Source organism: Mucilaginibacter sp. cycad4, assembly GCF_034263275.1.
GTDB lineage: Bacteria > Bacteroidota > Bacteroidia > Sphingobacteriales > Sphingobacteriaceae > Mucilaginibacter.
In genome coordinates, this window is the sequence record NZ_CP139559.1 from 380,926 (window position 1) to 401,686 (window position 20,761).

17 protein-coding genes are annotated in these 20,761 nt (G+C 43.9%); 15 read left to right on the forward strand and 2 right to left on the reverse strand.

The genetic code is table 11. The annotated features are described in order from the left end of the window. Nucleotides 1-121: 121 nt before the first annotated feature. Nucleotides 122-655, reverse strand: coding sequence for a hypothetical protein (locus tag SNE26_RS01735; RefSeq protein WP_321557661.1), 534 nt, complete (start codon nucleotides 653-655; stop codon nucleotides 122-124). A gap of 201 nt (nucleotides 656-856) precedes the next feature. Between SNE26_RS01735 and SNE26_RS01740 the strand changes: the two genes are divergently transcribed. The 14 genes from SNE26_RS01740 (at nucleotide 857) to SNE26_RS01800 (ending at nucleotide 16,844) form a co-directional block, all read left to right on the forward strand. Further along, nucleotides 857-1,216, forward strand: coding sequence for a hypothetical protein (locus SNE26_RS01740; protein WP_321557662.1), 360 nt, complete (start codon nucleotides 857-859; stop codon nucleotides 1,214-1,216). A 252-nt stretch (nucleotides 1,217-1,468) separates the two neighbouring features. Further along, nucleotides 1,469-2,242: an SGNH/GDSL hydrolase family protein gene (locus tag SNE26_RS01745; RefSeq protein ID WP_321557663.1), complete on the forward strand. Its 774-nt coding sequence runs from the start codon at nucleotides 1,469-1,471 to the stop codon at nucleotides 2,240-2,242. Between the two features lie 143 nt (nucleotides 2,243-2,385). Continuing rightward, nucleotides 2,386-4,308 carry an ABC-F family ATP-binding cassette domain-containing protein gene (locus SNE26_RS01750; protein ID WP_321557664.1) on the forward strand — a complete coding sequence of 641 codons (1,923 nt, stop codon included), beginning with the start codon at nucleotides 2,386-2,388 and terminating at the stop codon, nucleotides 4,306-4,308. Between the two features lie 142 nt (nucleotides 4,309-4,450). After that, nucleotides 4,451-4,882 (forward strand): hypothetical protein, encoded by a 432-nt coding sequence (locus SNE26_RS01755; RefSeq protein ID WP_321557665.1) that lies wholly within the window; start codon nucleotides 4,451-4,453, stop codon nucleotides 4,880-4,882. Nucleotides 4,883-4,887: 5 nt separating this feature from the next. After that, nucleotides 4,888-6,141 carry a DUF5103 domain-containing protein gene (locus tag SNE26_RS01760; RefSeq protein ID WP_321557666.1) on the forward strand — a complete coding sequence of 418 codons (1,254 nt, stop codon included), beginning with the start codon at nucleotides 4,888-4,890 and terminating at the stop codon, nucleotides 6,139-6,141. Between the two features lie 131 nt (nucleotides 6,142-6,272). Next, a complete protein-coding gene (locus SNE26_RS01765) occupies nucleotides 6,273-6,824 on the forward strand; it encodes an acyl-CoA thioesterase (RefSeq protein WP_090532037.1) in 552 nt (183 codons plus the stop codon). 50 nt (nucleotides 6,825-6,874) lie between these two features. After that, nucleotides 6,875-7,075: a YqaE/Pmp3 family membrane protein gene (locus SNE26_RS01770; protein WP_090531506.1), complete on the forward strand. Its 201-nt coding sequence runs from the start codon at nucleotides 6,875-6,877 to the stop codon at nucleotides 7,073-7,075. A gap of 129 nt (nucleotides 7,076-7,204) precedes the next feature. Next, nucleotides 7,205-8,551: a sigma-54 dependent transcriptional regulator gene (locus tag SNE26_RS01775; RefSeq protein ID WP_321557667.1), complete on the forward strand. Its 1,347-nt coding sequence runs from the start codon at nucleotides 7,205-7,207 to the stop codon at nucleotides 8,549-8,551. Between the two features lie 552 nt (nucleotides 8,552-9,103). After that, nucleotides 9,104-9,181 carry a K(+)-transporting ATPase subunit F gene (gene kdpF, locus SNE26_RS29505; RefSeq protein WP_373695595.1) on the forward strand — a complete coding sequence of 26 codons (78 nt, stop codon included), beginning with the start codon at nucleotides 9,104-9,106 and terminating at the stop codon, nucleotides 9,179-9,181. A 9-nt stretch (nucleotides 9,182-9,190) separates the two neighbouring features. Then, complete coding sequence (gene kdpA / locus SNE26_RS01780; protein WP_321557668.1) at nucleotides 9,191-10,906, forward strand: potassium-transporting ATPase subunit KdpA; 1,716 nt, start codon at nucleotides 9,191-9,193, stop codon at nucleotides 10,904-10,906. Between the two features lie 99 nt (nucleotides 10,907-11,005). Beyond that, a complete protein-coding gene (kdpB, locus tag SNE26_RS01785) occupies nucleotides 11,006-13,096 on the forward strand; it encodes a potassium-transporting ATPase subunit KdpB (RefSeq protein ID WP_321557669.1) in 2,091 nt (696 codons plus the stop codon). A gap of 97 nt (nucleotides 13,097-13,193) precedes the next feature. Beyond that, nucleotides 13,194-13,757, forward strand: coding sequence for a K(+)-transporting ATPase subunit C (locus SNE26_RS01790; protein WP_321557670.1), 564 nt, complete (start codon nucleotides 13,194-13,196; stop codon nucleotides 13,755-13,757). A gap of 232 nt (nucleotides 13,758-13,989) precedes the next feature. Next, nucleotides 13,990-15,120 (forward strand): sensor protein KdpD, encoded by a 1,131-nt coding sequence (locus tag SNE26_RS01795; RefSeq protein WP_321557671.1) that lies wholly within the window; start codon nucleotides 13,990-13,992, stop codon nucleotides 15,118-15,120. A gap of 2 nt (nucleotides 15,121-15,122) precedes the next feature. Then, on the forward strand, nucleotides 15,123-16,844 hold the full coding sequence (locus SNE26_RS01800) for an ATP-binding protein (RefSeq protein WP_321557672.1): 1,722 nt from the start codon (nucleotides 15,123-15,125) through the stop codon (nucleotides 16,842-16,844). Nucleotides 16,845-16,866: 22 nt separating this feature from the next. Here SNE26_RS01800 and SNE26_RS01805 read toward each other — a convergent pair whose 3' ends face one another. Then, the gene (locus SNE26_RS01805; protein ID WP_321557673.1) at nucleotides 16,867-17,628 is read right to left on the reverse strand and encodes an NUDIX domain-containing protein; all 762 of its coding nucleotides are present in this window, start codon (nucleotides 17,626-17,628) and stop codon (nucleotides 16,867-16,869) included. A gap of 189 nt (nucleotides 17,629-17,817) precedes the next feature. Between SNE26_RS01805 and bglX the strand changes: the two genes are divergently transcribed. After that, complete coding sequence (gene bglX / locus SNE26_RS01810) at nucleotides 17,818-20,124, forward strand: beta-glucosidase BglX (protein WP_321557674.1); 2,307 nt, start codon at nucleotides 17,818-17,820, stop codon at nucleotides 20,122-20,124. Nucleotides 20,125-20,761: the final 637 nt, after the last annotated feature.

The following is a 20,761-nucleotide window of genomic DNA, read 5'->3' on the forward strand; positions in this document are numbered from 1 at the left end:
GTTAAAGGTAAAAGGCGAAAGGTCAAAGGTTTTTTAGGAAAAGCCAGACAATAATCCTTTGCAAAGCTGCAGCCACGTTTTGCCTTTCACCTTTAGCCTTTTACCAAAAAGAGCCCTCGTTCTAAAACATATTCTTCAGGCCATCAATAATGCTTTCAAAAAAGGTTGGGATACTTAACCCATTGTGGTAGTTGAAGTAAAGGAAAATACAGAAGATAACCACGGCAATAATGATGAACCGCTTAAACATATAGGCCAGCAATACCAGCAATAGGGGGATAGCTATCAGTAATACCCAGCTGATATGGAAAGGGCTTAGTTTACTATCGTGTTTGTAAATGTAATACAGTATGGCATGCGTACCGGCGTCGTTCATGTGTTTGGCGTACAGGAAGCTTGAACGGTCAAGCTTGTGGCGATAAAAAGCCGTGCCTTTGTCAAACTTAAGCTCTTCTGTAAAACCGTTCATTACAAAGGTGAAAACACCGTTTACATTTTCCTGTATCACGCCTGCCGTATCGGTGGCAACTACGGCAACCTCATCAACAGCAAAGGGGTTTTCTTTAATTACAAAATGGTTGATAGCGGTTTTATCGGCAAATGCAAAGCTGTGTGCAGCAGTAAAAAGGCAAAAAATAAGTAAAAGTTTTTTCATGGTTTGGATAGAAAGCTCTTTATCGATGCTGTAATTATCTGCAATAAAAATAGTGTTTTTTATGAGCTATTGATTAAAGAAATAATTACTCGCATTAAGTACGCCGGCAAGTTCATCCATAATAAATATGGAACGCCACTGTTTTGCAATAATTATACTGCAATTAGATGGTATTAACGGTTAAATGTTAGTTTGGCCCATATGATAAAAGCTTACAGGCTATACACCGGCGACGATGGCCATTCGCATATTGAAAAGGGTACGATTGAATTAGGCCCGCTTAATGAGGCGCTGGCTATCAGGTTCCAGGAATCGGAACCGCATGCTTTTTATGATTACCATAATGCTCCTGCCTATCAATATGTGATCACCCTTACCGGTACCCTTGAATTTGAGACTTATCCCGGCGAAAAGTTTATGCTGAATCCCGGCGAGATCCTGATAGCCCAGGATATCACAGGCACCGCACACAAATGGCGGCTCATAGACGATGCCCCCTGGAAACGGATGTATGTTACCTATGATCCTGCAAAGCCGATTAATTTTGTGGCTGATAAATGATCTGCCGCGGGTTTACTACCAACTGCCGCGGGTTTAGCGATAGCGTAACTCGTGGTTGAGTATAGTCGAGGCTTTCAGCTTCAGTTTTAATTAAGCTGAAAGCTTAATTAATGCGGCACCACAGGTTGAAAACCTGCGGCAGTTTTTTGGATTTATGTAATATTCCTTTCACAAACCCTGATACAAAAACCAACAAAATTTTAATAATTGCGGCAATTCAGTAAATTCGGCAAATACCTTTATAATCCTCAAATGAAAGATACCAAACAAAACTACCGTCGTTATTTTTTAAAAACTACGGCTGTAGGAACGCTGGCGGCTATGGGAATACCATCAATTGTTTCATCGGCTTTAGCCGCCGAAAGACCAGCCCCAAAAATAACTTTTAACCAGGGAGATGTAGTGCTTTTTCAGGGAGACTCCATTACCGACTGGGGCCGCGATCATAACAAAACCGAACCCAATACCACAAGCGCTTTAGGCTCGGGTTATGCATTGCTTACCGCATCGCAATTGTTGCTTAAGCACGCCGATAAAGGCCTCAAAATTTACAACAAAGGCATCAGCGGAAATAAAGTGTTTCAACTGGCCGACCGCTGGGATACCGATTGTCTTGCCCTTAAACCAAACGTGCTGAGCATCCACATCGGTGTAAACGACTTTTGGCATACACTCACCAACGGTTATACAGGCACTATTGAAACTTACATTACCGATTATAAAAAATTGCTTACCCGCACCAAACAGGCCCTGCCCGATATTAAACTGGTGATCTGCGAGCCTTTTGCCGAAAAAAATGTAAAGGCCGTTGATGATAAATGGTACCCTGCATTTGATGCTTACCGCCAGGCTGCCAAAGATGTAGCAGCAGAGTTCGGCGCAGTGTTTGTGCCCTATCAATCTGCATTTGACAAAGCCGAGCAAACAGCACCGGCCACCTACTGGAACCTCGATGGTGTACACCCCAGCGTAGCTGGCGAAGCGCTCATGGCACAAACGTGGTTGAAAGCTACCGGAGCTCTTTAAAGGCGAAAGGCTAAAGGTAGCTGCGGCTTTGCTTCTGAATATCTTTGGCCTTTCTATTTTGTTTCATTTAAAGACCTTTCGCCTTTAACCTCATTTCAACGCCTTTAGCCTTTCACCTCAAAAAGTCGTATCTTTGCGCGTAAATGATTGCTATAAATAACCTTACGTTCGAGATTGGTGCGCGGGCCCTATATGATGAAGCCAACTGGCATATTAAACCCGGTGAAAAAATTGGTTTAATTGGTGCCAACGGCACAGGTAAAACTACCCTTTTAAAAATTATTGTAGGCGACTATAAGCCTACCTCCGGAACTATATCAATGGCTAAGGACCTTACCATGGGTTACCTTAATCAGGATCTGCTTTCATATTCATCTGACAAAAACATCGTACACGTGGCCATGGAAGCCTTTGAGCGTCAGAACCAGCTGCATGACGAGATAGAGAGCCTGCTCAAGAAGCTGGAAACGGATTATAGCGAAGAACTTTTAAATAAACTAAGCGACAAGCAACACGAATTTGAACTGCTTGACGGTTACAATATCGAATACAAAGCACACGAAATTTTAGCTGGTCTGGGTTTTAGTGATGACGACTGCAAACGCAAGCTGAGCACGTTTTCGGGCGGATGGCGGATGCGTGTAATGCTGGCCAAGATCCTGTTGCAGGCACCCGATATCCTGCTGCTGGATGAGCCTACTAACCACTTGGACTTACCATCTATCCAGTGGCTGGAAGATTATTTGAAAGCATTTAGCGGCGCTATCATCATTGTATCGCACGATAGGTGGTTCCTGGATAAAGTGATCAACCGTACCGTTGAATCACGCAAGGGTAAGCTTACTGTTTATGCGGGTAACTATACTTTTTACCTGGAAGAAAAAGCTTTACGTGAAGAAATTCAGCGCGGCGAGTTCAAAAACCAGCAATCAAAAATAAAGCAGGAAGAGCGCCTGATCGAGCGTTTCCGCGCCAAGGCCTCTAAGGCAAAAATGGCGCAGTCACGTATCAAGATGCTTGATAAAATGGAGCGGATTGATGATGTGGATGATGATAACCCTTCGGTTAACTTCGCTTTCCGTTTCTCCAAACAATCGGGCAGGCATGTAATCACCTTAGAGGATATCGTTAAAAAATATCCTGCAATTGATATTTTAAATGGCGGTGAAGCTGTAATTGAAAAAGGCGATAAAATTGCCCTGATCGGTGCCAACGGTAAAGGTAAATCAACCCTGCTGCGCATCATCGCATCTGCCGACAAGGATTATACTGGTACGGTAACCACCGGCCATAACGTAACTACTACTTTTTTTGCCCAGCACCAGCTGGAATCTTTACACCTCGAAAATCAGATTTTACAGGAGCTGCAATCATTTGCTCCAAAACATACGGATACCGAGCTGCGTACCATTTTAGGTTCGTTTTTGTTTACCGGGGATGATGTGTTCAAGAAGATCAAAGTGCTATCGGGTGGTGAAAAATCGCGCGTGGCTTTGGCTAAAGCGCTTACTGCCGATGCCAACTTCCTGGTACTGGATGAGCCCACCAACCACCTGGATATGCAATCGGTAAATATCCTGATCCAGGCATTGGAGCAGTACGAAGGTACTTTCATCGTGGTATCGCACGACAGGTATTTCCTGGATAATGTAGCTAACAAGATCTGGTTCATTGAGGATCAGAAGATCAAGATCTATCCAGGTACTTACGCCGAGTTTGACGAATGGTTTGCCAAACGCAAGCTGGAGCCCAAAGCTGCCGCGCCTGCACCTCAGCCTAAAAAGGAAGAGAAAAAGCCTGAGCCTGTTAAACAGCCGCAAGGCGAAAACAAGCATCAGCAGCTTAAAAAATTAAACCAGGACCTGGCCAAAATGGAGCAGCAGATTGCCGACCTTGAAAAAGATGTAAAGCAACTGGAAACCCAACTGGCCGACGAAAAAATATATAGCGACAGCGCCAAACTAAAACAAACCAACGCCACTTACAGTGCTAAGCAAGCCGAACTGAAACAAATTCAGGATAAGTGGGAAGCACTGGCCGAGCAGATTTTGGAATTGGAATCGTAAGCCCCACCCAACCCTCCCCTGAAGGGAGAGGGCTTTGATAAGTATGGGGTAAAGTATCGCGAATATAAAAAAGCCGCTATTGCATTGCAATAGCGGCTTTTTTATATTCGTTTATCAAAGTTAATACAAACCTAAATTATAAATGATCAACCAATATCGTGGGCTTGCCATAGCCATATTAATAACCAGTTGTATTATTATTGTGGGAATGGGGCATGGAGCAGTACCAGTAATATTTGCGGAGGTTGCGTTTCCGATAGCAAAAACGCTTAAGTTTTCATTAACATTAACTAATAATGATGAAGACTCAATTGCAGCTGGGGCTTTGTTTCTTTTAATTGGCCAATTACTGCTGTTTATAAGTACGCACAAATTGAAATTGATAATGCGGCTTGTTGCGCTTGTTATGATGTGGATAGGCTTCTTTTACCTGGTACATAACATATTCACTAATGGCGGTTCAGCGTTCACTTTTGCAACAGGTTCTCCTTTTTTATTTTTGTCAGTTGCATTGTTTAGTTTTGACGTTAGGCAGTATTGGCTGCAGAATAAAACAGATATTGAACAGGAATGAAATTAATGAGGATATTTTTAAGCATGGTAATCTTCACCATGTTTATTCAAGCAACCTTCGCCCAATCACCCTATAACAACAACGTTTACTCTCCGGCTATAAAAAGCGTGGAGTTTTATAACACTGCCAAGCAGGGTTCTTTTCCGGTGATCAACTTGGTATCGGACGAAAAAGTGCTGCTTGCTTTTGATGACCTGCGGGGCGGCAGTCATAATTATTATTATACCATTGAGCATTGCGATGCCAACTGGAACTCATCAAACCTTTCCACTGCCGAATACCTGCAAAGCTTTACCGACGACCGCCTCTATAATTACAACTACTCCACCGGTACCATGCAGAAGTATACGCATTACGAAATTTCATTGCCTAACAATAACATCGCTCCTAAAATATCGGGCAATTATGTGCTGAAGGTGTATGAAAATGGTGATCAAAACAAAATGGTGCTTACCCGCAGGCTGTATGTGCTGGGTAAACGGGTAGCTATTGCCGCCGATTTGGTGGCTTCGGCCAATAATGCCACCCGGCAAACCAACCAGAAGATCAATTTTACGGTTGATTATTCGGGGCTTGTTGTGCAGAACCCTGCTTATGCCTTACGTACTTTCATTATGCAAAATGCCCGTACCGAAACTGCGGTGCTTAACGGGCAGCCCACTTATATCCGCGGTACACAGTTAATTTATAATGATGTATCTATCAATGATTTTCCGGGCCGTAATGAGTTCAGGCTGTTTGATACCCGTACGCTCAAACTCAACTCGCAAAGGGTGGCTAAAATTTATAAGGATTCAACCAATGTAGTAGTGCTGTTGGGTGATCCGGTGCGCGACCAGCCCAACTACATTTTTCAGTACGATAATGACGGGAAGTTTTATATCCTGAATAATGACGGCACTACCCCGGCAACCGATGCCGACTATGCCCATGTGTATTTTACGCTATCAACAGGTAAAGACCCTAAAGAGGGTAGTCCATATGTAGTTGGCCAGTTTAATAATTACCGGCTTGACGAAAACAACAGGCTGCACCCGCTTGATAACGGCCGTTACACGGTAAACATGCTGTTAAAACAAGGCGTATATGATTACGAATACGTTTGGGTAGATGCCAAAACAGGCAAAGCTGATGATATTCCTTTTGAAGGCAGTCATTTTGAAACCGAAAACGAATACCAAATGCTTACCTATTATCGCCCACCCGCTGCCCGCTGGGACGAACTGGTAGGTTTCAGGGAGTTGGTGACGAAGCAGTAACCCCACCCAAACCCTCCCCTAAAGGGAGAGGGCTTTAAAATCAAACTTATAGCGATAGCAAATCAAAAGTCTCCCCTTTTAGGGGGAGATTTAGAGGGGGCTTTGTATCTTTGCACCAAATTTCACCCAATATGACCGGAAAATCGCCGCAGGAATCATACACCATCATGAACGAACTGGTATTGCCCAATGATACCAATACCCTAAACAACCTGATGGGTGGCCGCCTGCTGCATTGGATGGATATCGCCGCTGCTATTTCGGCACAAAAGCATTGCAACAGGATTGTGGTGACCGCTTCGGTAGATAACGTATCGTTCCAGTCGCCGATAAAACTGGGCGATGTGATCAGCATTGAAGCAAAGGTTACCCGTGCGTTCACTACTTCGGTTGAGGTAAGGATGGATGTTTGGGCGCAAAACATCCCGTCGGGCACTAAAGTAAAAAGTAACGAAGCCTATTACACCTTTGTAGCCCTGGATAAAGATGGTCAAAAGACAACTGTACCTGAGCTTGTCCCCGAAACTGATAAGGAGCGTGCACTGTATGAAGGTGCACTTCGCCGCCGCCAATTGAGGTTAATATTAGGCGGAAAAATGAACCCAAATGATGCTACTGAATTGAAAGCGTTGTTTTTTGGCGATCAGTTACCACCAAATCTTGGCGAAGAAATAAAGCAGTAACAAATTTACCGGCGTATCGTCTAAATGGTTTAAACATTAAAACTACTGCCATGCGATATTTTCTGTGCTTTTTACTGCCACCGCTTGCCATCCTTACTACCGGCAGGATAGGTGCATTTATATTGAATATATTTTTAACCCTTTTTTTCTGGATCCCCGGCGTCATCCATTCCATCCTGGTAACCAGCGATTATTATGAGGCCAAACGCCACAGGCAACTGATGCGGGCGACAAGGCGTTACCGTTGGTAACCTTGATTATAGGATCCCCTGATATTTTGATCTGGATTATTTAGAACGGGTATTTCCTGTTTAGGACTATTCTATCAAGAAATCTTCAAATCCTAAAAATCATGGTTCAAAATTGTCATATTTGCCACGATGCAAAAAGGTAAGCTATTAATTATCGACGATGAAGAACGCCTGCGCAACTTGCTTGCGCGTATTTTACAATTGGAAGGGCATGAGGTAATTACCGCAGGTACGGCAAAGGAAGGCTTGAAAAAGCTGCAGCAGGACACCATACACGTGGTATTAAGTGATGTTAAGCTGCCCGATATTGATGGCATTACCCTTTCTGAAACCATCAAGAAAAACTATCCTAATACCGAGATTATTGTTTTAACCGCTTACGGTACCATTAACGATGGTGTAAAAGCTATTAAAGCCGGGGCATTTGATTATATCACCAAGGGCGACGATAACGAAAAGATCATCCCGCTGGTAAGCAAGGCCATGGATAAAGCCTTGCTGCAGCAAAAAGTTGCCGAGCTGGAAAGTAAGCTGAATGATAAGTTCGGGTTTGACAGGCTAATCGGCAGATCAACCGCTATCAGTGATGTGATCAAGCTGGCTCAAAAAGTGGCCCTTACTGATACTACTGTATTATTATTGGGCGAAACCGGCACCGGCAAGGAAATTTTTGCCGAAGCTATTCACCAGGCCAGCAACCGTAGCTCAAAATCGTTTGTTGCCGTAAACTGTAGCGCTTTTACTAAAGAGTTATTGGAAAGCGAGCTGTTTGGCCACAAAGCAGGTTCGTTTACTGGTGCTGTTAAAGATAAAAAAGGCTTGTTTGAAGAAGCCAACGGCGGCACCATATTTTTAGATGAGATAGGCGAGCTTGATCATGATCTGCAAGCCAAGTTGTTGCGCGTGCTCGAATCGCAGCAGTTTATTAAAATAGGGGATACTAAACCTACCCAGGTTAATGTGCGCATCCTGGCGGCTACAAATAGAAATTTACTAAATGAGAGTAACGAAGGACATTTCCGGTCGGATTTATATTACCGTCTGTCCGTGTTCCAGATCACTTTGCCGGCCCTGCGCGAACGTAAAAAAGATATCAAATTACTGGCAGAATACTTTATGCAGCACTTCGCGCTTAAAGTAAAAAAACAGGTAAATGTATTGAGCGATGAGTTTATCGAAAAGCTTGAAGCTTATGCCTGGCCCGGTAATATCCGCGAGTTGAAAAACGTTGTCGAGCGCGCGGTGATCCTTACGGATAGTAATGTGCTTGACGAAAGTTTATTGCCTTATGAGGTTCAACAGCAACAGGTAAAAAGCGGTGCGCCAATTTCAGCGTTCGATCTTTCATCTGTCGAGAAACTGCATATCCAACGGGTACTCAACCATACGCATGGGAATAGGGCCGAGGCGGCACACCTGTTAAATATTGGTGTTGCAACGTTGTACAGAAAGCTTAAGGAGTACGGGTTGGAGTAAGTTTGATTTCGGATTTCGGAATTTCGATTTCGGATTTTTTTTATTGCTCTTTAGGTACAGATACTGGTCGAAGTTTAGCGATAGCGTAACTTCGTCCTAAAACAATGGAAGCATCCTGCTTCCGGGGCTACGCTGTAGCAGGCATTCAAACAACTACTTTTATGGTTAAGCTGAAAGCTTAACTCATTTTGGGACGAAGTTACGCTATCGCTAAACTTCGACCAGTAAGCGGAGCGGCGACGATAAATACTCAAATCAAAAGTCTCCCCTTCAGGGAGAGATTTAGAGGGGGCTTTCCACTTTGATAATCACCTATCAAAATGATAGTTCAATTCTCCCTAAATAAATAAAACCTCAATCTTAAATCTATATAAATATTTAATAGTCAATTATTTATATAGATAATAAATTTCTTGGCATCCGCTTGGCAAAGCCCTTTGCAAAAACACATAAAAATGGATGCTTTACTCACAATCGCTTACCTGGCCACATTTGTAGTGGTATTCTGGGTCTTTTTTAAATCTGTAACCTACTTCGAAAAAATCTAACACCATGGCAGCACTATTCATTGTAGCAGTAGCCGTGTTCATTTACATGGTATACGTACTCCTTAAACCCGAAAAATTTTAACATTAAACTATGAACACTGAACTTACGGGTGTAATTTTCACCTACCTGCTCACCTTAGCAATTGCCATTCCCCTTGGCCGTTACATGGCTAAAGTTTTTAAGGGCGAAAAAACCTGGCTCGATTTTATGGCCCCGCTCGATCGCCTCATTTTTCGCTTCAGCGGCATCGATACCAAACGCGAAATGAACTGGAAACAGCACCTGCTGGCCCTGCTCACCATCAACAGCGTTTGGTTAATATATGCCTTTGTATGTCTGATGGCACAAGACCACCTACCCCTTAACCCTGACGCCAATCCGGGCCAGTCGCCTGATACTGCTTTCAATACCGCCATCAGCTTTTTAGTGAACTGCAATCTGCAGCACTACTCAGGCGAAAGTGGCGCTACCTACTTTACACAGCATTTTGTATTCATGTTCCTGCATTTTGTATCGGCCGCAACAGGTATTGCCGCGCTGGTAGTTGTTTTCAGGGCCATGAAAGATAAGGTTACCGACAAGCTGGGTAACTTTTGGGAGTACTTTGTGAAATCTATCACCCGCGTATTATTGCCTATCTCTTTTGTTATAGCTGTAATCTTCGCATTTAACGGCATGACCACCAGCTATGCCGGCAAAGATACTTTTATCAGCATGCAGGGCGATACCGTTCACGTATCCCGCGGACCGGTTGCTGCCTTAGTCGCTATTAAACATTTGGGTACAAATGGTGGCGGCTGGTTCGGTGCCAACTCTGCCCACCCAATCGAAAATCCCAACTACTTAACCAATACTGTTGAGCTGGTAGCGCAGGTAGTTATTCCTATTGCTTTGGTATTTGCACTGGGTTTTTATCTCAATAAAAAGAAATTCGCCTACGTGATCTTCGGTGTAATGACGCTGGGCATGTTGATGCTGATGGTCCCGACCATGAATGCCGAGCTGCATGGCAACCCTGCTATTGCTAAAATGGGCGTGAGCCAGGCCACAGGCGCAATGGAAGGTAAGGAAGTAAGGTTTGGCCCGGCAAACTCGGCTTACTGGAGTATTATGACCACCATTATCTCCACCGGATCGGTAAACTCCATGCATGACAGCGCCATGCCGGTTTCGGGCACTATGATGATGCTGGGCATGATGATTAACTGTTTTTATGGCGGTTGTGGGGTTGGCTTCCTTAACTTCTACATATTTATCATAGTTGCCGTATTTATTTCGGGCTTGATGGTTGGTCGTACTCCGGAGTTTTTGGGACGAAAGATAGAGGCGCGCGAAATGAAGATCGCTTCACTTATTGCGTTGCTGCATCCTTTTATCATATTGGTTGGCCTCGCCATTTCATCATACTTTATTGTGCATGCGGCCGGTGCTGATTGGGCTGTTAAACCATCTTCATGGTTAAATAATCCCGGTAACCACGGCTTTTCCGAAATGTTGTATGAGTACACCTCGGCAGCAGCCAACAATGGTTCGGGCTTTGAGGGTTTGGGTGATGGTAATATCTTCTGGAACTATACCACCGGTATCGTGATGGTATTAGGCAGGTTCCTGCCAATAATTGGTCCGCTGGCCATAGCAGGATTATTAGCCAATAAGAAATATATACCAGAGTCCGCCGGTACGCTGAAGAGTGATACCTCGACCTTTGGGCTGATGATCTTCGCGGTAATTATGATCATTGCTGCATTATCATTCTTTCCGGCATTAGCTTTAGGTCCGATTGCTGAACATTTTTCATTAAAATAAACACCCCTCCTAAATCCTCCCCGAAAGGGAGGACTTTAAAAAGTAAATCAAAAAGTCTCCCCCCTGGGGGGAGATTTAGAGGGGGTAAAACCATAAATCATGAACTCAAATCAAAATACATTGTTCCAGGGTGATCAGATGAAGGATGCTTTAAAGCAGTCCTTCATCAAGTTAAACCCACGTGTGCTGTTTCGGAACCCGGTAATGTTCACCGTGGAGATAGGTACCGTTGTAATGCTCATTGTGAGCATATTTTCGCTTACTAATAAAGGGCAGGGTAGCTTTGCCTACAACTTTACGGTATTCATTATATTATTATTAACCGTACTGTTTGCCAACTTTGCCGAGGCCATTGCCGAAGCACGCGGTAAAGCCCAGGCCGAAAGCCTCCGCAAAACCCGCGAAGAAACACCTGCCCGCCTGCTGGTTAACGGCAAGGAGGAAAGGGTAATGTCGTCACAACTTAAAAAAGGCGATGTTTTCATCTGTGAAACCGGTGATAATATCCCGACTGACGGTGAGATTATTGAAGGTATTGCCACCATTGATGAATCGGCCATCACAGGCGAATCAGCCCCTGTGATCCGTGAGGCCGGTGGCGATAAATCATCTGTAACAGGTGGTACCAAAGTACTGTCTGACAGGATAAAAGTACTGGTTACTACCCAGCCCGGCGAAAGCTTTTTGGACAAGATGATTGCTTTGGTTGAAGGTGCATCACGCCAGAAAACCCCTAATGAGATAGCATTGACCATTTTGCTGGCCGGCTTTACACTGATCTTCGTTATTGTATGTGTTACGCTGAAACCTTTTGGTGATTATTCCAATACGCCCATTACTATAGCTGCTTTTATATCGTTGTTTGTTTGTTTGATCCCTACCACTATCGGTGGCCTTTTATCGGCCATCGGTATTGCCGGGATGGACAGGGCCTTACGTGCCAACGTGATCACAAAATCAGGTAAAGCCGTTGAAACTGCCGGCGATTTGGATACCTTATTGCTGGATAAAACCGGTACTATTACCATCGGTAACCGTAAAGCAACGAGCTTTTACCCAACAGCCGGTGTAAACGAGCAAGATTTTCTAATGGCATGCGTATTAAGCTCGCTGGCAGATGAAACGCCTGAAGGTAAGTCAATTGTTGAATTGAGCCTCACCCCGGCCCTCTCCGGGGGAGAAGGAGAAAGAATCAAGCTGCTTAGAATAGTAGAAGATTATAAAGCCCTCCCTTCCGGGGAGGGTTTGGGAGGGGCTGGTACTTTCATCAAATTCACTGCCGAAACGCGCTCAAGCGGTTTAGATACTCATGATGGTTTACGTATCCGTAAAGGCGCATTTGATTCTATCCGTAACATCGCTTTAAAGGCTGGCAACCCATTCCCCGCCGATGTTGAAGAGAATGTTAAAAAGATCTCATCAAACGATGGTACCCCGCTGGTTGTATCGCAAAATGAAAAGATCATGGGTGTTATCGAACTGCAGGACATTATTAAAACCGGTATTGCCGAACGTTTTGAGCGCCTGCGCAAAATGGGTGTTAAAACCGTAATGGTTACCGGCGATAATCCGCTTACGGCCAAATTTATTGCTGAGAAGGCTGGTGTGGATGATTTTATTGCCGAGGCGAAGCCGGAAGATAAAATGAACTACATTAAAAAAGAACAGCAGGGTGGTAAACTGGTTGCCATGATGGGCGACGGTACCAACGATGCCCCTGCTCTTGCCCAGGCCGATGTTGGCGTGGCTATGAACAGCGGTACGCAAGCCGCTAAAGAAGCCGGTAATATGGTTGACCTGGATAACGACCCGACCAAGCTGATTGAAATTGTGGAAATAGGCAAACAATTATTAATGACCCGCGGTACATTGACCACTTTCAGTATCGCTAATGACGTAGCCAAATACTTCGCCATTGTTCCGGCGCTGTTTATGGTATCAATGCCGGCTTTAAAGGCACTAAATATCATGGACCTGCACAGCCCACAATCGGCTATATTATCGGCAGTGATATTTAACGCTATTATTATTCCGTTGCTGATACCGTTGGCTTTGCGTGGTGTCGAATACAAACCAATAGGTGCAAGCGCCCTGTTACGCCGTAACCTGCTCATTTATGGTTTAGGCGGTATCCTGATACCATTTATTGGTATTAAATTAATTGATTTAGCTGTTGCACTTTTTATATAATATAGATGTGAGATTTGAGACAGGAACTTGTCTTATTTTATATCCCTGTATCCAAGATCTCACGTCTCAAATCTCATATCTCAAATCTAAAAAGAAAATGAAAACATATTTGTTGCCATCCATCAAGCTTACTTTAATCCTCATTGTATTATTAGCAGGCATATATCCTTTAGCTATAGCTGGTATCGGTAAATTTACTCCGGGCAAAGGCGATGGTGAAACCATTGCTTACAAAGGCCGGGTAGTTGGTTATGCCAACATTGGCCAAAAATTTACTAAAGACGAATACTTTTGGGGCCGTCCATCGGCAGTTGATTATAATGCTGCGGGTTCGGGAGGTTCAAACAAAGGCTCTTCAAACCCCGATTATCTGAAACAGGTTGAAGGCCGAATTGAAGATTTCCTGAAGCACAATCCCGGTGTAACCCGTTCACAGATCCCTGCCGAACTGGTTACCGCATCGGGCAGCGGACTGGATCCTGATCTTTCACCCGCCGGTGCGCGGGTACAGGTTGCCCGTGTGGCTAAAGCCCGTGGTTTATCGGCCGATGCTTTAACCAAACTGGTTAATGAGCATACAGAGCAACCGTTGTTTGGTTTGTTTGGCCCGGCTAAGGTGAATGTGTTGAAATTAAATGTGGCACTGGATGAGATGAAATAGGCCCCACCTAAATCCTCCCCGGAAGGGAGGACTTTGATTTGCAAATTGAGGCCGTTGACACCAACAACCATCAGACAAGGCGCACGGAATGTTAATTGAAAAGCATAAGTTGTTGGTGACAACACCAACAACGGCTGAAGAATAAAAAGCGCACAGCATTAATAGCTGTATATATAATCGATAATTTTAAAGTCTCCCCCTACCGGGGGAGATTTAGAGGGGGCTTAGCCTTATGAACGAAGACACCAAAGAGCAATCAGTTGAACATTTCCTGGAGCTGATCAAAAAATCGCGCCGGGGGAAGTTCAAGGTATATATAGGCATGAGCGCCGGGGTAGGCAAAACCTACCGCATGTTGCTGGAGGCCCAGGCTTTGATGCGTAATGGTATCGACGTTAAAATAGGTTACATTGAAACCCATAACCGTAAGGAAACGCATGCCCTGCTTGAAGGGCTGCCCATAATACCACGCCGCAAACTGTTTTACAAGGGGAAGGAACTGGAGGAAATGGATTTAAAAGCGATTATCAGCCTAAGGCCCGAGGTAGTAATAGTTGATGAACTGGCCCATACCAATATTGAAGGCAGCAGCAACGAAAAGCGCTGGCAGGATGTACTGGAGATCCTGAACGCGGGTATTAACGTGATCAGCGCGGTGAACATACAGCACATGGAAAGTCTTAACGAAGAAGTGCAGCGCATAACCGGTGCCACCATCAATGAGCGTGTGCCCGACAAAGTTTTGCAACTGGCCGATGAGGTGGTGAACATCGACCTTACCGCCGATGAGCTGATTGACCGTCTTAAAGAAGGTAAGATTTATGACGAGAAGAAGATTCCGACTGCGCTCAGCAACTTTTTTCAGGCAGAAAGAATATTGCAATTGCGTGAGCTGGCCCTGCGCGAAGTGGCCCACCAGGTTGAGCGGAAGATAGATATTGAAGTACCTAAAACCATTAAGTTGCGGCCCGAGCTGTTTTTGGCCTGTATCAGCACCAATGATGAGTCGGCTAAGGTCATTATCCGTAAAACGGCAAGGTTATCATCATATTATCGTTCCAAATGGTATTTGTTGTATGTGCAAACCTCGCGCGAGAGCAGTGATAAGATTAACTTAGCCGCGCAAAGGCACCTTATTAATAACATGAAGCTTGCTACGCAACTGGGAGGTGAAGTGCTGAAGGTAAAAGACGATAATGTAGCCCGCACCATTTGGGAAACCGCCGAAAAATATGACATCACCACGATTTGTATTGGCAAGCCGCGGTTTAAATTTTACCAGCTTATCATGAAAACAGCTGTGTTTACACAGCTACTGAATAAAATGTCGAAAACTGATATTGACCTTGTAATACTTTCATAACCATGACTATAAAAAACAAACTCCGTACAGGCATTGGTTTCCTGTTTGTACTGGCATTAATTTGCTGCGGGTTATCTATATACTTCCTGAACCGGTTATCTGCCGATGCGGGCGTTATCCTGAAAGATAACTACAAAACCCTGCAATACACACAGAATGTGTTAACAGCATTAGATTCGCGCACGGGCAGCTTAACTCCGCAACAGTTAAAAACAATTGATCAAAATATAGCCTTGCAGCAACGCAATGTTACTGAAGCGGGCGAGCAGCAATTGACCGATTCGGCAAGCGCCACCTATGAAAAGCTGAAACATGCTGATAATACCGAAGCGGTACAAAACCAACTGCGGAGCAGGTTGCATCAGCATCTGTATGGTATCATGAAGCTTAATATGGATGCTATATCGCATAAAAATGACGTAGCGACAGCTACTTCTAAACGGGTTACCTGGCTGGTGGCTTTTTTAGGAGCGTTTTTGTTTTTGGTGGCTTTTAGTTTCGCGGTTAATTTTCCGGGTTATATTGCCAATCCTATTAAGGAGCTAACAGCACGTATCAAAGAGGTATCTAACAGAAATTATCATCAACAGATCCATTTTGAATCGGACGATGAATTTGGCGAGTTGGGACAAGCTTTCAATAACATGACCCGCAAGCTTGATGAGTTTGAAAACAGTAACCTGGCCAGTATCCTGTTTGAAAAAAAACGGATCGAAACTATTATCAACTCCATGCATGATGCCATTATCGGTCTTGACGAAAAGGGCATTATCATATTTGCCAACCAGGTGGCCTGCAATCTTATTGGCATGAAAGCAGATCAGCTTAATGGCAGATATGCCCCTGATATTGCGCTCGAAAATGATCTGTTACGTAAGCTGCTGGTGAACGACCAGGCAAAGCTGCGGATCTTCGCCGACGAGCGTGAAGGTTTTTACTCGCGCGAATCGCTATCGGTTAGCAGCAGGGATAAAGTGATAGGCAAGGTGATCATCCTGAAAAATATTACCGAATATCAGCAGCTTGACGAGGCTAAAACCAACTTCATCGCTACCATATCGCACGAGTTGAAAACGCCGATCTCATCTATAAAAATGAGCCTTAAGCTATTGGAAGATGAGCGTATTGGAGAGGTAAACTCCGAACAGCGCCAGCTGATCAGCAATATAGACGAGGACACCCGCAGGTTGCTGCTTATCACCGGTGAGTTGCTGGATATGGCCCAGGTTGAAACCGGTAAGCTGCAGCTGAACTTTGGCAGCACACACCCTCAAAATATCGTGGATTACGCGGTGAAGGCCATCAAGTTTATTGCCGATCAGAAGCAGGTGGATATCAAGGTAAAATGCGATGAAAGCCTGCCTAAAGTGCATGCCGACCTGGATAAAACCACCTGGGTGCTCATTAACCTGCTCTCCAATGCCATAAAATACAGCCATGAAAAATCGACCGTTGAACTGGTAGTTAAAAAGCACAAGAATGATGAGATTGAATTTTCAGTGACCGATCATGGCAAAGGTATTGAAGGCCAATACCTGCCCCGTTTGTTTGAGCGCTATTTTAAGGTGCCCAACACTACATCTGAGCAAAGCGGCACTGGACTGGGCCTTGCTATTGCCAAGGATTTTATTGAAGCCCAGGCAGGGAAGATCAATGTCGAAAGTGAAATAGGCTCAGGCAGTACTTTTTATTTTACACTAAAAAGGGCGATAGCTGCAGCGTAAGCTATCGCTCTTGTGGCCGAAATTACCATCCGCCTTTAAACCCTTCGGTTAAGGCATGCCGGTAATTTTCCATATCAAACGAATACAGGTATGGCGCCTTATGTGCGCCGCCTTTGCGGGGTTCTTCAGACCGGTTGAGGATGCCGAAGCCTAATATGCGGCGCTGAAAGTTGCGCCTGTCCAGCTTTTTGCCTAAAATGGTTTCATAAAGTTTTTGAAGCTCGGGCATAGTAAATTCCCTCGGCATCAGGTTGTAGCCGATAGGCTGATAGTTAAGCTGCAGGCGTAAGGCATCTAAAGCATTTTTATAGATATTCTCGTGATCGAGCTGCATTTCGGGCATATCGTCCAGATCACGCCAGGCGCAAAGTTCCGAAAACTGATCGGGGTGGGGCATAACACCAAAAAAATCAACCAGTGCATAATAGCCTATAGATATAAACCGGCCCGAAAACCAGTTTTGTTCGTTAGGCAGCATATCGGCATACATATCATTATGAACCTTTGAACGGTTCGGGTCGCCAAATACACGAAACTGCTGTAAAAATATTTTATCCAAACCGGTACGCTCCTGTAAGATCCTTACAGCTGCGTTATCTATCGGTTCTTCCTTAAGTACAAAGCCGCCGGGCAGGTACCATTTTTCTTCATTATGGGTTTTTAACAACAGCACTTTCATTTGCCCTTCATGAAATCCAAATACAACACAATCAATAGAAATGTGGTTCACGTAGTTTTTACGGGCATCCTCGCTGTACTCAATAAGTTGCTGTTTACTTAACATTTGTGCTATTGTACAAATAAAGTTTGATTTTTTAATTATAATATTTACAATTGTGTACTTAATACACTATGTAAAATGCCATAGCATATCGCTTTAAAAACCATCAAAAATATTTAAGGGCGCAATGAAATGCCCTGATTATTAGTCATATTTGTTAACCAATTATTTACTACCCATATAAATTAAAAAATGAAAAAGTATTTTTCAAGCCGGCTTGTCATAGCCGTGATGCCATTTTGCGTGGCATTGACGCCCTTTAACAAGGTGCTGGCACAGGCCAAAACCGAAGATGCAAAAATGAACGCCTATGTAAAAGGCCTGATGAGTAAAATGACCCTTGATGAAAAAATTGGTCAGCTTAACCTGGTAACAGTCGGGGCGGCGATAACAGGATCGGTAGTAAATAAAGGTGTTGAAGAAAATATTAAAAAAGGATCAATTGGCGGCGTATTTGGTGTATGGGGTACTAAGCAAACCCGCCAGGTCCAGGACATAGCTGTTAAAAACTCAAGATTGCATATCCCGCTTATTTTTGGTTTGGATGTGATCCACGGTCACCGTACTATTTTCCCTATCCCCTTGGGTATGTCGGCTACGTGGGATATGGGCCTGATCAAACAATCGGCACAAATTGCAGCTAAAGAAGCAACCGGCGAAGGTTTAAACTGGGTGTTTTCGCCAATGGTTGATATAGCCCGCGACCCCCGCTGGGGCCGTATCTCTGAAGGTTCGGGCGAAGACCCATGGTATGGTTCGCAGGTGGCAAAAGCGATGGTACAGGGCTACCAGGGAACAAACATGAAAGATGCGGATGCTGTGATGGCTTGCGTTAAGCACTTTGCGCTTTACGGAGGTGCAGAAGCTGGTCGTGAGTATAACACAGTTGATATGAGCCGTATTAAAATGTACCAGGATTACCTGCCGCCATATAAAGCAGCAGTTGATGCAGGTGCGGGCAGCTTCATGAGCTCATTCAATACGGTTGATGGTGTACCTGCAACAGGTAACCAATGGTTGCTAACTGATCTGTTAAGGAAGCATTGGGGCTTTAAAGGTTTCGTGGTGTCTGATTATACAGCTGTAAACGAAATGACAGATCATGGTCTTGGTGATCTGCAAACGGTATCTGCCCTTGCGCTTAAAGCTGGTTTGGATATGGACATGGTAGGAGAGGGTTTCCTGAAAACTTTAAAGAACTCGCTTGCACAAAAGAAAATAACCCAGCAGGAAATTGATCTTGCCTGCCGGCGTGTATTGGAAGCCAAGTATAAATTAGGTTTGTTTGATAATCCTTACAAATCAATGGATGCCGATAAGGAGGCTAAAGAAGAATTATCACCTGCCAACCGTGCGGCTGCGAGGGAAATTACCAAACACTCCTTTGTATTATTAAAAAATGATAATCAAACTCTTCCGCTTAAAAAAGGAGGAAGTATTGCATTGGTTGGCCCGCTGGCCGATAACCGCCGGGATATGCTGGGTACCTGGGTTATTGCCGGCGAATGGCAAAAATCGGTGAGTGTAATGGAAGGTATTAAAAACGTAGTGGGGAATAACGTTGCCATCAATTACGCTAAAGGCGCCAATATTACAGAGGATAGCCTGTTTATTAAAAGGTTGAACTTTGGTCCGGGTATGGTTTCCTTAGATGCTAAGCCGGCCGATGAACTGTTGAAAGAAGCAGTTGATGCTGCCAAAAAATCGGATGTGATAGTAGCTGTAGTGGGCGAATCGCAAAGCATGTCGGGCGAGTCGTCAAGCCGTTCGGATATAGATATTCCCGAAAGCCAGAAAAACATGCTGAAGGAACTTTCAAAACTGGGCAAACCAATGGTGATTGTGTTGTTCAATGGCCGTCCGCTTACCCTAACCTGGGAAGATAAACATGCTAACGCGATACTTGACGTTTGGGCGCCGGGCACCGAAGCAGGTAATGCTATTGCCGACGTATTATTCGGCGATTATAATCCGGCCGGTAAATTGACCGCTACTTTCCCGCGCAGCGTAGGACAGATACCTATATATTATAACCACAAAAACACCGGCAGGCCATACAGCGGTGGTCCGTCAAAATTCAGGTCAAATTATCTTGATATTTCAAATGATCCGCTTTATCCGTTTGGTTATGGCCTAAGCTATACCACTTTTGGTTACAGTGCGGTTAGCGTAAGCAAAAATAAATTAAAAGGCAATGAAACTTTAACAGCTACAGTCACCGTAACAAACACAGGTAAATATGCGGGCGAAGAAGTGGTTCAGTTATATATCAGCGACCCTGTGGCGAGCATCAGCCGCTCAGTAAAAGAGCTTAAAGGCTATCAAAAAATAAGCCTTCAGCCGGGCGGGTCAAAACAGGTAACTTTTAATATTACTCCCGAACAATTGAAATTTTATAACAGCCAGCTTAAGTATGACTGGGAACCTGGCGAGTTTATTGTGCAAATAGGAACCAGTTCGGCCGATACGCATAATGCATCGGTTTGGTGGACCAAATAGTACCATTTGGAATATAATACATTTTTAGCACTTTGTTAAAAAAAGCAAAGATATTTTTGGGTACCCAAAAATATCTGGACAGCACCGGCAAGTAAATTTTGCCGGTGCTGTTTTGTTTTAAAAAAAGTGTGTAAAAGGTTGCGCAAGAGTGTGAAATCGATTGTAATAAATGTAATATGAACATTTATTACTTGAAAAGTATCGTTGGTGTAAATGTATATTCAACATTTATTATTGTGCAATTAATAATAAATGTTGGCATGACAGTATATGCAAAGTATGATGATATTTTAACATTTTGGTAAATTAGGGCAATGAGGCCCGGCGTATTAAACCGGGGGCAAAATATTGAAGGTAACAGCTCTGTTGCACTAATATTTATTGTTTCAACAACCTTTTCGGACCTGTTACAGAATAATAGCAACACTTTTACAATGCGATATTTTCAAAAAAATAGCTCATGTATTAATAATGTATCAATGAAGAGTTTGCAATTTGTAATTTTAGCTGATAAATTGACCTATAAATAATTAATTTGTAAATCTGCTTCTTTTACTTGTGTATACAGTACACACTAATTACATTAGTTCCATAGCCAATATAAATTTCTGTTTTAACAGAAATCGTTCAAAATCTA

What these genes read in the sequence shown, in the direction of transcription:
- SNE26_RS01735 (WP_321557661.1), bottom strand. Translation starts at nt 655, where the DNA reads ATGAAAAAACTTTTACTTATTTTTTGCCTTTTTACTGCTGCACACAGC.
- SNE26_RS01740 (WP_321557662.1), top strand. Translation starts at nt 857, where the DNA reads ATGATAAAAGCTTACAGGCTATACACCGGCGACGATGGCCATTCGCAT.
- SNE26_RS01745 (WP_321557663.1), top strand. Translation starts at nt 1,469, where the DNA reads ATGAAAGATACCAAACAAAACTACCGTCGTTATTTTTTAAAAACTACG.
- SNE26_RS01750 (WP_321557664.1), top strand. Translation starts at nt 2,386, where the DNA reads ATGATTGCTATAAATAACCTTACGTTCGAGATTGGTGCGCGGGCCCTA.
- SNE26_RS01755 (WP_321557665.1), top strand. Translation starts at nt 4,451, where the DNA reads ATGATCAACCAATATCGTGGGCTTGCCATAGCCATATTAATAACCAGT.
- SNE26_RS01760 (WP_321557666.1), top strand. Translation starts at nt 4,888, where the DNA reads ATGAGGATATTTTTAAGCATGGTAATCTTCACCATGTTTATTCAAGCA.
- SNE26_RS01765 (WP_090532037.1), top strand. Translation starts at nt 6,273, where the DNA reads ATGACCGGAAAATCGCCGCAGGAATCATACACCATCATGAACGAACTG.
- SNE26_RS01770 (WP_090531506.1), top strand. Translation starts at nt 6,875, where the DNA reads ATGCGATATTTTCTGTGCTTTTTACTGCCACCGCTTGCCATCCTTACT.
- SNE26_RS01775 (WP_321557667.1), top strand. Translation starts at nt 7,205, where the DNA reads ATGCAAAAAGGTAAGCTATTAATTATCGACGATGAAGAACGCCTGCGC.
- kdpF (WP_373695595.1), top strand. Translation starts at nt 9,104, where the DNA reads ATGGCAGCACTATTCATTGTAGCAGTAGCCGTGTTCATTTACATGGTA.
- kdpA (WP_321557668.1), top strand. Translation starts at nt 9,191, where the DNA reads ATGAACACTGAACTTACGGGTGTAATTTTCACCTACCTGCTCACCTTA.
- kdpB (WP_321557669.1), top strand. Translation starts at nt 11,006, where the DNA reads ATGAACTCAAATCAAAATACATTGTTCCAGGGTGATCAGATGAAGGAT.
- SNE26_RS01790 (WP_321557670.1), top strand. Translation starts at nt 13,194, where the DNA reads ATGAAAACATATTTGTTGCCATCCATCAAGCTTACTTTAATCCTCATT.
- SNE26_RS01795 (WP_321557671.1), top strand. Translation starts at nt 13,990, where the DNA reads ATGAACGAAGACACCAAAGAGCAATCAGTTGAACATTTCCTGGAGCTG.
- SNE26_RS01800 (WP_321557672.1), top strand. Translation starts at nt 15,123, where the DNA reads ATGACTATAAAAAACAAACTCCGTACAGGCATTGGTTTCCTGTTTGTA.
- SNE26_RS01805 (WP_321557673.1), bottom strand. Translation starts at nt 17,628, where the DNA reads ATGTTAAGTAAACAGCAACTTATTGAGTACAGCGAGGATGCCCGTAAA.
- bglX (WP_321557674.1), top strand. Translation starts at nt 17,818, where the DNA reads ATGAAAAAGTATTTTTCAAGCCGGCTTGTCATAGCCGTGATGCCATTT.